Raw genomic sequence first — 11,846 nt, 5'->3', positions numbered from 1 at the left:
CGCTAGGCTTCCTCTTCGGCCGGATCGCCGGCGGACGCCTGCGTCCCCTCGGCGGGCGCGGGCGCAGGGGTCGTCCCCGCGCCCTCGGGCTCCGGCTGGGCCGCGTCGCCCTGCGCGGGCAGGACGGCGGCCTCGGCCTCCGCCTTGCCCTCGTTGCGGCGGGCGCGAACCTCCTCGGGGGTGAGCACGTCCTCGATCCTCAGGTTGACGCCGGCGATCTCGAGGCCGGTCATGCCGGTGACCTGCTTGACCACCGTCTTCTTGACGTCCTCGAAGACCTGCGGTGCGTAGGCGCCGTACTCCATCAGCACGGAGATGTTCACGCGCACGGAGCTGTCCGGCGTCACCTCGACGCTGACGCCCTTGCGCGGGTCGGCGGCGCCCAGCGCGTCCTGGACGCGGTTGATCCAGCCGCCCTTCATGCCCACGACGCCGGGGACGTCGCGCATCGCGATGGCGACGATCTTCTCGATGACGCCGTTGGAGAAGGTCAGGGAGTCCTCGGACTCCAGGTCCTCGTCCTCGACGGGGATGTCGCTGCCCTCGGGCTCCGTCTCGACGTCCGCGACGGCAGGCTCCTCGGCCGCCTCGTCGCGCGCGACTTCCTTCTTGGCCATGCAAAGCTCCCTTCCAGCAGCGGTGCCCGCGCCGCCCCTCGCAGGCGGGCTCGGCGCCTCTCTAGTCCCTGCCGTCGCCGAGCGCCCGCTTCAGCGCCCGGAGAATCTTGGGGTCCCCGTCCAGGCACTGGCCGACGGCCACGAACGCGACCACCACGAGCGCGATGAACAGCGTGCGCCAGAACCCGATGATAAAGATAAGGACGGCGACGAGGAACCCGACGAAGCCGAACAACACGGCGTTCTCATGCCCGGGGAAGGTGCGAGTGAGCCACGCCCCCACCGCCCTCGTCGCCCCGGCGACGGAGCGGGCGCCCTCGGGCGACGCGTCGCCTCCGGCGCGGGGGCCGTCCCCGGGCGCGCCCGCGGGGGCGCCGCCGGCACCCTGCCCCTCGCGCCCGCTCGAGCCGCCCGCCTCGCGGGCGCCGTCCTGCGCCGAGAAGGACGTCGGCTCGTCGCCCTCCTCGACCTTGAGCCTGGGCTTCCTGTCAGCCATGCCTATGCCCCCTGCCCCTCGAGGTCGCCGCCCGCGGGCGCCCCGTCCTTCTCCGCCACGTCATCTGCGGGCGCCGGGACGGCCGCGCCGTCCTCCGCCGTCGCATCGAGGTCCCGCTCCGCGGCGTCCACGCCGTCCGCGGCGGTGGCGTCCGTCGCGTCGAGGTCCCGCCCTGCGGCATCCTCGCCGGCCGCGGCGGTGGCGTCCGTCGCGTCGCCGGGCGCGGGATAGGCGTGCATCGGCACGACGATCTCCCCCGAGCGGTCGGGGTCCGCGCCGCGCCCGTGGGACGACGGGTCCTCGCCGCGGGCCTCCTCCGCCGCGGGGGCGTCGGAGGGGCGCAGGTAGCGCTCCTCGTAGTCGTCTCCCGGCTCCTCGAAGTCCTGCGGGTCGGTGAAGTCGAGGCTGACCTCCTCGAGCTTGTCGTCGCAGATCGTGGCGAGGCCGCTGACGAGCTCGTCGTGGAGCTCCGCGCCCTTCTCCACCACGTTCAGGGCGTGCAGCGGCGTGACGCGCACGCTTACGCGCACGTGGCCCCGCTTCTTGGCACGCACGCGCGTCGCCGAGGCGAGGCAGGTGCCGTCGCGCTCGACGATGTGGCGCGCCTGGCTGGCGATCGCGGTGCGCGTGACCGTGATCTGACCGCCGTCGAGCGCGGAGATGACGACGCTCTTGCGGTTGCGCGGGGCGAGGAGCGCCCTCAGGAGGCAGAAGAGCAGGCCCGCCCCCGTGATGCCGACCGCGCCCGCGAGCGCGTTGAAGTAGGTGTCGTCCGCGATGAGGACGCGCGCCTCCGCCGTCCATGGGCCGACCCAAGGCAGGCAGAGGGCGGCGAGGGCGCAGAGGCCGACGAGGCCGAAGACGATGAGGCACAACCGCTTGAACCAACCCATGGAGACTCTCCTCGAGATCGCGAGCGGCCCCCGCCCCAGGCGAAGGACGTCCGGGCGCGAGACCCTATAGGAGAGAGGATACCCCAGCGAGGGGAAGCGTATCCGCCCGCCGCTGCGCCGGGGCGGCGCCGGGCCAGACGCCGCCGCGCCGGACGCCGGGCGTGGAGGGGCAGGGCTACCCCACGCCCGGGGCGGCCGCGTTGGGGTCCGCCCCCGCGTCCACCTTGGCCATCGTCGCGCGCAAGCCCTCCTCGTCGGCTATGACGTAGGAGACGCCGCCGATCGTGGCGGTCGTGGACGGAATCGAGCAGGAGTAGACCGTGGGCTTGGTGAGGGTGAAGCGCAGCATGAGCGGGATCAGGCCGTAGCACCTCATGTCGGTGCTCGCGAGGCTGCCGACCTGCCGCGAGAGCGCCATGACCCCGGCGGGGCCCGACGAGAGGACCTTGTCCAAGATCGCCTGGATCAGGATGCGCTGGTCGGCCTGGCGCTGGAAGTCGCCGTCGGCGAAGCCGTGGCGCACGCGCGAGAAGAGCAGGGCGGTCTCGCCGTCCATCTCGTAGGTGCCCGCGGGCATGACGAGGCCCGTGTAGTCGGGGTCGTTCACGTCGACCGGCACGTCGACCGTGACGCCGCCCAGGGCGTCCACCAGCCCCGAGATGCCGTCGAAGTAGACGACGCCCACATGCGAGACGGACACGCCGGTGAGCTTGCTCACGGCGCGCACCGCGCCGGCCGGGCCGTCGAAGGCGTAGGCGGCGTTTATCTTCTGCGTGCCGTGCCCCTCGATCTCCACCTTGGTGTCGCGCGGGATCGACACGAGCGTCAGCTTGCTCGAGATGGGGTCGATCCGGATGAGGATCATCGTGTCGGAGCGCGAATAGGTGTCCCCCTCGCGCGCGTCGGAGCCGAGCGCGAGCACGTAGTAGGGCGCGCCGGGCACGTGCCAGCCCGTCTCCCGCGAGAGGGCCTGCTGCTCGGCGTCGCCGAAGGCGAGCTCGCGGTCGATCGGGCCGAAGACGGCGACGTAGAGGGCGACCACCGCCGCGACGACGCAGACGAGGGCCACGAGGCCGCGGTGGCGCGGGGCCGCCCCGCCCGCGCGCCGGCCGCGCCGGCCGCGCTCCCGGGCGCCCACCTCGTCGTAGGACGAGACGGGTCGGTACTGGCGGGGGGCGCCGTGGGCGACGCGGTCGGCGGCGCGCTCGAGCGCCCCGCGGCGCGAGATCCTGGCGCCTCCGCCTAGGTTGGCCGCGGGCGCAGCCTGGCCGCGCCCGGCCGCGCCCGCAGGTCCCGCACCCCCGCCCGCGGGCGCGGCGGCATCCGCCCGCCCGGCGTCCTCGGGGAAGTCGCGCGCGTAGTCGCTCTCGAACTCGCGCTCGTAGGCGTCCGCCTCCCGATAGCTCTCCCTGCTCGGGACCGGGACGTCGAGAGGGTCGGGGGCGCCCTCCGGGGAGGGCACCTGGTACCTGTCGGGGTAGACGGGGCCTGCGGCGTAGGGATCCGCCGTCCCGCGCGCGGCGGGGCGGCGTCCGGGGGCGACCCCCTCCCGCCCGGACGGCACCCGGACGGTGCGCCCGCTCCTGAAGTCGACCACGTCCGCCTCGTCCGGGGCGTACGCGTCGAGGGCGTCCCCGGCGTCGTAGGGGTTGTCGCTGGCGCCGACGTAGCGCGGGGGCCTCCCGCCGGCGCGGCTCTGCTTGTCAGACATAGGGGTCCAAACCTCGTGGCCGCCCCGGGGCCCGTCGGGGCCCGCCTCGCCTGGGGCGGCGAGCGTCTAGTCAGTCCACACGAACGATAGCATGACGCCGCCCGCGCGAGCCTAGCGGCCGCGCTCGTTCCACTTGCCGCAGCGCTCGAGGATGCGCTTGCGGACCATGAGGTAGCTCGCCTCCACGCGCTCCGAGAGCGCCGTGGTCCAGATGTTCACAAACCCGCCGCGCACGACCGCCGCCAGCATGTCCACGCCGAGCGCCAGAGCGAGCGCGCCCCAGCAGACCCTCTGGGCGAGGTCGGACGCGGGCGCGGCCACGCAGCGGCCCGCGAGCCAGACCACGAGGGGCGCCATCAGGACGCTCCAGAGCTGGTTCCTGATCATGCGTGAGAGGGCGCAGCCGTAGCTCGCGCTCTTGGGCCTGAGGTCGTAGTAGGTGCCGCTCGCCCAGGAGAGGAGCCCGTTCAGGACCTCGCGGACGAGCCCCGAGACCTGGCCCGCCACGACCTCGACGGCGAGGAGGTAGGTGGGGTACACGAGCCCCGCCACGAGGCGCGCCACGCCGAGCAGGTCGGGGGTGCCGGAGCCCGCGGCGACGGGGTAGCGCGACAGGTTGTCGCCCACGAGCGGGAAGGTGCGCCACCACAGCCAGACGAAGAGTGCCGAGAAGGCCACGCGCAGCACGACGGGGCCGAGAAGGACGGTGCGCGGCGTCACGGGGACCTTGGCGTCGGCGGCGGAGGCGCCCTCGTCGGCGAAGCTCCAGAAGTCGTCGTCGGCCGCGCCGGAGACGTCCGCGTTCCACGACTCCGACCCCTCGTAGGTCCCGTAGTTGTTGGTCCCGTAGGCGCCGAAGCCGGAGCCGGCCCCCTTGCGGAAGTGGGCGCCGGAGGAGGGCGTGGGGTCGGGACCCGTGCCGTAGCGCCAGTCGACCCCGGCGAAGCCGCTCTCGATCCCGCTCGCGGCCGCCGCGGTCTCCCAGGTGCCGCGCACGACCACGCGGTCCTCGTTCGCCCCCTCGAACTGCCCCTTGAGGAAGTCGTAGGCCTTGTTCACGTCCGTCATCCGGGACTGGGCCTGCTCGGGGGTGAGGCCGTTTTGAGCCGCGGTGTCGGGGTGGTACTCACGGGCCTTCGCCGTGTAGCACTGCCTCAGGTCGCCCTTGGTGTACTGGCTCGGGACGCCGAGGATCCTCTCGGCGCCCTCCTTGGTCATCTCCTGAAACCTCACGGAACCTCCCCGGACGGACGTCGTCCGCGTGCCCTCTCGCACCCAACCATCCGAGGGTCAATTGTAGGGCCGGGGGCTCGCCGGCGGGGACGCGGGCGCCATCTACACGCGAACCCCAGCAGGCAGGAGCGCCGCGCGCCGGGGCGGGGCGCGCCGGGCGGGCCTACGAGCCGGGGCGGGCCTTGCGCCAGGCGATCAGGTAGTCGACGACCAGGCCGTAGGAGCGCACGCCCTCCTCCTCGCCGAAGCTCGTGAGGTAGGTCTCGTTGACCGCGTCGCCCACCCGCTCGAAGCCGCTCCGGTAGGCCTCGTAGTGCTCGGCAGCATCGGCGCGGTCCTGGAGCACGAGGAGGACCCCCTCGGCCTCGGGACCGGCGGCGGCGTCCGCCACGACCTGGCGCGCTCGCTCCGGGTCCTGGGCGGCGAGGGCGTTCAGGCAGTAGCAGAAGGCGCTGTAGGAGCCCGCGTAGCCAAGCCTCGCGTCGTCGCTCGCCTCGCAGGCCAGGTAGGCCGCGAAGTTGGCCTCCCCCTCGCCCGCGATCCCCAGGCGGTGCGCCGCCTCGTGGCACATGACGAAGGGCAGGTCGGCCGCGGCGCAGTCCACGGGCACGCCCGCCTCGCCGGTCGGCGCCCAGAACAGGCCCACGTAGCCGCTCATGAGCAGAGGCCTCCCCCAGAGGAGGAGGGCCTTCACCGGGGCGGTCGAGCCGCCCCGGAAGACGGGGTAACTCGGCGCGAGGGGCTCGAAGGCCGCGCCGGCGACGCGCGCCAGCCCCAGGAAGTCGGGCGTGGCGAGCCTGCCGTCGCCGTCGCGCGCCACCTCACCCGCGAGGCCGGCCGCGTCGGCGAGGTAGCCCTCGGTCGCCGAGGCGAGCTCGTCCGTGGAGTACTCGCCGACATCGAGGCCCACCTCGCTCGCGAGGGAGGGTGCGTAGTGGTCGAGCGCCCAGCCGCACAGCAGCGCCGCCGTCGTCGCGCAGGCGAGCAGGACCCACGAGAGCCACGGCAGGAGCGACCTCCTCCGCACGAGGGCGCGGACGAGCGCGACCAGCGCCCAGGCCAGAAGGGCGGCCAGGGCGAGGTCCCACACGGCGAAGGGCACAAGTCCGGTCGCTGCCGCGAGCGCGGACTCCACGGCCTTGGTGGCGGCGCGGTAGCCGGGGAAGAAGAGCGCGGGCGCGTGCGAGACGGCGGCCCACAGGAGCAGGCTCCAGGCGACGAGGGCGCCCGAGAGCGCGAGCCTCGCGCGCGTCCCGCGCGAGGCGGCGCGCCGGCGCCCCCCTCCCCCGTCCGGATGCGGCCCGGCCATGCGCGGCCTACTCGACCGTCACGGACTTGGCGAGGTTCCTGGGCTTGTCGACGTCGAGGCCCTTGGCGAGCGCGACGTAGCGCGCCAGCATCTGCAGGTGCACCACCGCCACGATCGGCACCACGTACTCGTCCATCTGCGGGACCCACAGGACGTGGTCGGCGAGGTTGGCGACCTGCTCGTCGCCGTCGGTCGCCACGGCCACGATCCTCGCGCCCCTGGCCTTGGACTCCATGATGTTGGAGACGGTCTTGTCGTGCACGTGGTCGGCCGGGACGACCGCGAGCACCGGGAAGCCCGGCTGGATGAGGGCGATGGGGCCGTGCTTCATCTCGCCGGCCGGGTAGGCCTCGGCGTGGACGTAGGCGATCTCCTTCATCTTGAGCGCGCCCTCGTAGGCGGTCGTGGAGCTGGTGCCGCGCCCCAGGTAGAGCGCGCTCTGGGCGTCGCGGAAGAGGGGAACGGCCTGCTTGTCCTGCCAGCTGCGCCTGAAGACCTCGCGGATGGCGTCGGGGACCTTCTCGAGCTCGCGGAAGACCTTCTCCACCTCCGCGCGCGTCATCTGGCCGCAGGCGAGCGCGAGCCTGAGCGCGAGCAGAGCGCCGGCGACCATCTGGGCCGTGTAGGCCTTGGTGGAGGCGACGGCCACCTCCGGTCCCGCCTGGATGTAGAGCGTGCCATCGGACTCGCGGGCCGCCGAGCTGCCGAGGACGTTGGTGATCGCGAAGACCTTGCAGCCCATCCCCTTGAGCCTGCGCGCCGCGGAGAGGGTGTCCGCCGTCTCGCCCGACTGGGTGACGATGACGCAGAGCGTGTGGTCGGTGACCAGCACGTCGGAGTAGTTGAACTCGGAGGCGTACTCCACGGAGACGAAGACCTTCGCCCAGTGCTCGATCATGGTCTTGGCGATGAGCCCCACGTGGTAGGAGGTGCCGCAGGCCACGATGTAGATGCGGTCGATGCGGGCGAGGTCCTCGTCGGTCATGTCGAGCTCGTCCATCTCGATCCCGTGCTCGCCCAGCCTGCCCTTGAGGAGGCGCTCGATCGCCTCGGGCTGCTCGGCGATCTCCTTGCTCATGAAGTCCGAGTAGCCGCCGAGGGTCGCCGCCGAGGCGTCCCAGTCGACGTCGAGGGTCTTCGGCTGACGCACCGGCTCACCGGCGGCGTCGAAGACCTCGACCGAGCCGTCGCGCGAGAGCAGGGCGACGTCGCCGTCGTCGAGCTGCGTGACGTGGCTCGTCACCGCCGCGAGCGGCATGACGTCGGAGGCGGCGAAGGCGCCCTCCGCGGTCGAGGCGACCACGAGCGGGCTGCCGTGGCGGGTCACCACGACCTGGCCGGGGGCGTCGGCGCACTCGACGGCGATCGACCAGGAGCCCTCGAGGCGGGCGGCGGTGTTGCGCAGCGCGTCCACGAGGCTGCCGTGCGCGGGGCCGCGCCAGGCCTCCTCGAAGAGGTGGGCGATGACCTCGGAGTCCGTGTCGCTCCTGAACTCGTGGCCCGAGAGGCGAAGCGTCTGGCGAAGCTCCTCGAAGTTCTCGATGATGCCGTTGTGGACGATAGCTATCCTGCCCGAGCAGTCCGTGTGGGGGTGGGAGTTGCGGTCGGAGGGGGCGCCGTGCGTCGCCCAGCGCGTGTGGCCGATTCCGCAGGTCCCCACGAGGTTCGCGGCCTGGCAGCGCTCGCGCAGCGTGGCGACGCGCCCCTTGCACTTGACCACGTGGATGTTGCCGGAGTCCGAGAGCACGGCGACGCCGGCCGAGTCGTACCCGCGGTACTCCAGCGCCTGGAGCCCGTCCAGGAGGTGGGCGACGGCCTGGTTGGCGCCGGTGTAGGCGATGATTCCGCACATGGGATGAGCCCCCTTGCTCGTTCGCTGGAATGACGGACGCTATTCTATGACACAATTCTTTTCAGGCTATGTTCAGTCTTTCGAAGCACGGTGGCACGCGGTCGCAAAGGACGTCCACCCCACTCGGAGACTCGGCATCACCGCAGCTCAGAGAGCCGCCATGCGATGGGTCGCGCACATGGGCGTTTTCTGTGACGCAAGGGTGCGGCAGGCGAGAAGAGCCTGCCGCACCCCATTGTTATAATATATGCGCGGCCCCCGCCGGCAGGACCCAGACCACCCGGCGCGCACGGCGCGGACCCGGGGCGGCCCCGGGCACGGCCCTGGCCCCGCCCTAGAGCCCGGCCTCCGCGTCCTTCTCCGCCATGTAGACGAGAAGGTCGATCACCTTGTTGGAGTAGCCCCACTCGTTGTCGTACCAGGCGATGAGCTTGACGAAGGTGTCGTCGAGCATGATGCCCGCCTTCTCGTCGAAGATGCAGGCGTTGAAGTTGCCGCGCAGGTCACCCGAGACGAGCTCGTCGGTGTTGTACTCGATGACCCCCCTCATGGGACCCTCGGCGGCTGCGCGGATGGCCTGGCAGACCTCCTCGTAGCTGGTCTTACGGGAGAGCTCCACCGTGAGGTCGACTACCGAGACGTCGTTGACCGGCACGCGGAAGCTCATGCCGGTGAGGCGCCCCTCGAGCTCGGGGATGACCTTGCCCACCGCGCGCGCCGCGCCGGTGCTGGAGGGGATGATGTTGTTGATGACGGAGCGGCCGGTCCTCCAGTCGCGCCCGCCGTTGGAGTCGACCGGCTTCTGCTTCGAGGTGGAGGCGTGGATGGTCGACATGAGGCCCTTCTCGATCCCGAAGGAGTCGTTCAGGACCTTGGCGAGGGGGGCGAGGCAGTTGGTGGTGCAGCTCGCGTTCGAGACGATCTGCATGGTGGCGGGGTCGTAGCCCTCGTTGTTGACGCCCATCACGAACATGGGCATGTCGTCCTTGCTCGGCGCGGTGAGCACGACGCGCTTCGCGCCGCCGAGCAGGTGCCTCCTGCAGGCGAGCAGCGTGCGGAACCTGCCGGTGGACTCGATCACGTACTCGGCGCCGCACGACGCCCAGTCGATGTCGGCCGGGTCGTCCTCGGAGAAGACGTGGATGTCGTGGCCGTTCACGCGGATGCCGTCGTCGGTCGCCTCGACGTCGCCCTGGAAGCGCCCGAAGACGGAGTCGTACTCGAACTGGTACGCCATGCGCGCGTGGTCCGCGTTGTGGATGTTGATCCCGCAGACCTCGACCTTGGTGTCGCGCATCTCCAGGCTCCGGAGGATGACGCGGCCGATGCGGCCGAACCCGTTGATGCCTACCTTGATCTTCTCCATGTGTCCCCTTCGCTCGAAGCTGTGCCCTGCGCCGACCCTGCGCACCCGAGCCTCGTAGGCCGGCCCTACGACCCCTACATGACCCCACGGGAAAGTTGGCTCGACACAAATTAAATCCTTGGTGATTGTCAAATAGCGAGGTACCCCTAGGGGAGCGGGTGGGGCGCACGCCCGAGCGGCGGGGGCCTGACGGCGGGCGGCGGGCGGTCCGCGGCCTGCGCCGAGCGGGGCGGGCGCGCCGCGACGCGATTCTCTCGCAGGCGATTAGCTTTTCTCGGAAAAACTACTCGCGTGCGAACCTTGCTCGCAAACCCGAATCGACCGCTCGCGCTTAACTGCTGCTGACAGTTTGCTTACGTTTCTATTATGTATCGCACGTTCGAGGCTGCGGCAGGCTCCGTAGCCGGGCTTATTCATCGAGAGTTATGGGGGTATACATGAAGTTCTGGAAGAGGTTCCTGGCGTGCGCGATGGCGCTGCTCGTCGTGGCGGGCTCGCTCGCCGCCTGCGGGAACACGGCGTCGCAGTCCGCGGGCACGGACCAGCAGGCGCAGCAGTCGGACGGCTCCTCGGGCGACTTCAAGAGCCAGATCATGTTCTGCGGATCGACGTCGCTCTACCCGATCATGTCCTCCCTCGCGTCCTCCTTCACCGACCAGTACGTGACCTGGGACAAGGTCGACCCCTCCTTCCCCGACTCCAACATCTCCATCTACGTGGCGCCCGGCGGCTCCGGCGTGGGCGTGAGCGCCGTCGTCGACAAGACCTGCGACTTCGGCATGGTCGCCCGCGACGTCAAGGACTCCGAGAAGGAGAAGATCGGCTCCGGCTACAAGGCATACGTCATCGCCCGCGACGCGCTGACCGTCTCGGTCAACGCCCAGAACCCGCTCGTCGGCAAGACCGACAGCCTCGACACCGACACGATCAAGAAGGTCTTCTCCGGCGAGTACACCACCTGGAACCAGGTCGACCCGTCGCTTCCCGCCGAGAAGATCAACGTCTACATCCGAGACCTCTCGGGCGGCGCCTACGAGGTCTTCCAGAAGTCCATCATGGGCGACGAGAAGATCGCGGACTCCGCGACCCAGTCCTCGTCGATGACCGAGCTCGCCACCAACGTCGCCAACGACCCGTGGGGCATCGGCTACGTGGGCTTCGGCGCCTACAACAAGGCTAACGCCAGCTCCCAGGTCCTCAGCGCCATGAAGGTCGACGGCGTGGAGGCCACCGAGGAGAACATCCTCTCCGGCGCCTACAAGGTCCAGCGCCCGGTCCAGATCGTCTCCGGCTCCGAGATCACGAACTCCGAGCAGGCGTTCCTCGACTACATCTTCTCCCAGACGGGCTACGACACGGTGGTCGCCAACGGCTACATCCCCGCGTTCAAGCCCGGCGAGGTCCCCTCTGGGGAGTAGGGCCAGGCTCGCATGTCCCCTCAACAACAGCTGACGGGGCGTGCTGAGACGGGGCGGCGGGGCGTCGGACTCACCCGCGGGAGCGTGGCAAACGCCTGCTTCCTGGCGGTCGTCCGGCTCCTCGCCGCCCTCTGCCTTGCCGCCCTCGCCTTCGTCGTCCTCTTCGTCGCCATCGAGGCCCTGCCGACCTTCGAGGAGGTGAGCCTCTCCGACTTCCTCCTCTCCGGCGAATGGATGCCCGTCGACTACGTCGGCGCCACCTCGTTCGGCATCGCCAACTTCGTGGCGGGCACGCTGGCGGTCTCCCTTCTCGCCCTGCTCTTCGCCACCGCCGTGGGCGTCGGCGCCGCCTCCTTCCTGGCGGCCGCCGCGGACGGGCGCGTGCGCGCTGCGCTGCTGCCGCTCGTCGACCTTCTCGCCGGAGTCCCCTCCGTGGTCTTCGGCTTCGTAGGCATCGAGGTCGTGACCCCCGCCTTCCGTCACGCCGGCGTCTCCACCGGCTCGTGCGTCCTGGCGGCGGCCCTCGTGCTCGCTGCCATGATCGTGCCGTTCCTCGTGTCCTCCGTGACCGAGTCGCTCATGGAGCAGAGCCGCCGCTACGCCACGAGCTCCGACGCGCTCGGCGTCTCCCGCTGGCACTTCCTCGCCTGCGTGGGGATCCCGGCGTCCTGGCGCTCCATCCTGATGGCGCTCGTGCTAGCGGCGGGTCGCGCCATGGGCGAGACCATGGCAGTCATGATGGTGATCGGTGACGCAAACCTCTTCCCCACCCTGCTCGGCAAGGGCGAGTCGATCGCCGCGCTGATAGCGCTCGAGATGGGCACGGCGGAGGTGGGCTCCACCCACTACCACGCCCTCTACGCGGCCGGCCTGGTGCTCGTGGTCCTTGTCGCCCTCGTGAACCTCGCCGTCTGGGCGCTCAGGCGCGCCCTCGTCAAGGGGGGCGAGTAG

General features: G+C 71.1%; 10 protein-coding genes. 2 read left to right on the top strand and 8 right to left on the bottom strand.

Going from position 1 to position 11,846, the window contains the following annotated elements:
- Positions 1-2: 2 nt before the first annotated feature.
- The 8 genes from VXJ25_RS00460 to gap form a co-directional block, all read right to left on the bottom strand.
- Positions 3-617, bottom strand: a complete 615-nt coding sequence (locus VXJ25_RS00460) for an Asp23/Gls24 family envelope stress response protein (RefSeq protein ID WP_330957239.1) — start codon at positions 615-617, stop codon at positions 3-5.
- A gap of 61 nt (positions 618-678) precedes the next feature.
- Positions 679-1,113: a DUF2273 domain-containing protein gene (locus VXJ25_RS00455; protein WP_330957238.1), complete on the bottom strand. Its 435-nt coding sequence runs from the start codon at positions 1,111-1,113 to the stop codon at positions 679-681.
- A gap of 2 nt (positions 1,114-1,115) precedes the next feature.
- Entirely contained in the window at positions 1,116-2,006 is an 891-nt protein-coding gene (gene amaP, locus VXJ25_RS00450) for an alkaline shock response membrane anchor protein AmaP (protein ID WP_330957237.1), read from the bottom strand.
- 175 nt (positions 2,007-2,181) lie between these two features.
- Entirely contained in the window at positions 2,182-3,717 is a 1,536-nt protein-coding gene (locus tag VXJ25_RS00445; RefSeq protein WP_330957236.1) for an LCP family protein, read from the bottom strand.
- Between the two features lie 111 nt (positions 3,718-3,828).
- The gene (locus tag VXJ25_RS00440; RefSeq protein WP_330957235.1) at positions 3,829-4,950 is read right to left on the bottom strand and encodes a DnaJ domain-containing protein; all 1,122 of its coding nucleotides are present in this window, start codon (positions 4,948-4,950) and stop codon (positions 3,829-3,831) included.
- Between the two features lie 163 nt (positions 4,951-5,113).
- Complete coding sequence (locus VXJ25_RS00435) at positions 5,114-6,259, bottom strand: DUF3810 domain-containing protein (protein ID WP_330957234.1); 1,146 nt, start codon at positions 6,257-6,259, stop codon at positions 5,114-5,116.
- Between the two features lie 7 nt (positions 6,260-6,266).
- Positions 6,267-8,111 (bottom strand): glutamine--fructose-6-phosphate transaminase (isomerizing), encoded by a 1,845-nt coding sequence (gene glmS / locus VXJ25_RS00430; RefSeq protein ID WP_330957233.1) that lies wholly within the window; start codon positions 8,109-8,111, stop codon positions 6,267-6,269.
- A gap of 334 nt (positions 8,112-8,445) precedes the next feature.
- Positions 8,446-9,477, bottom strand: coding sequence for a type I glyceraldehyde-3-phosphate dehydrogenase (gene gap / locus VXJ25_RS00425; RefSeq protein WP_330957232.1), 1,032 nt, complete (start codon positions 9,475-9,477; stop codon positions 8,446-8,448).
- A 437-nt stretch (positions 9,478-9,914) separates the two neighbouring features.
- On the opposite strand from gap, the gene VXJ25_RS00420 reads away from it, so the two are divergent.
- Positions 9,915-10,895, top strand: a complete 981-nt coding sequence (locus VXJ25_RS00420; RefSeq protein ID WP_330957231.1) for a phosphate ABC transporter substrate-binding protein — start codon at positions 9,915-9,917, stop codon at positions 10,893-10,895.
- A gap of 84 nt (positions 10,896-10,979) precedes the next feature.
- The gene (gene pstC, locus VXJ25_RS00415) at positions 10,980-11,846 is read left to right on the top strand and encodes a phosphate ABC transporter permease subunit PstC (RefSeq protein WP_330957230.1); all 867 of its coding nucleotides are present in this window, start codon (positions 10,980-10,982) and stop codon (positions 11,844-11,846) included.

The sequence above is a fragment of the Olsenella absiana genome (assembly GCF_036408855.1).
Lineage (GTDB): Bacteria > Actinomycetota > Coriobacteriia > Coriobacteriales > Atopobiaceae > Olsenella_K > Olsenella_K absiana.
This window is presented reverse-complemented; position numbering and strand designations above follow the sequence as displayed.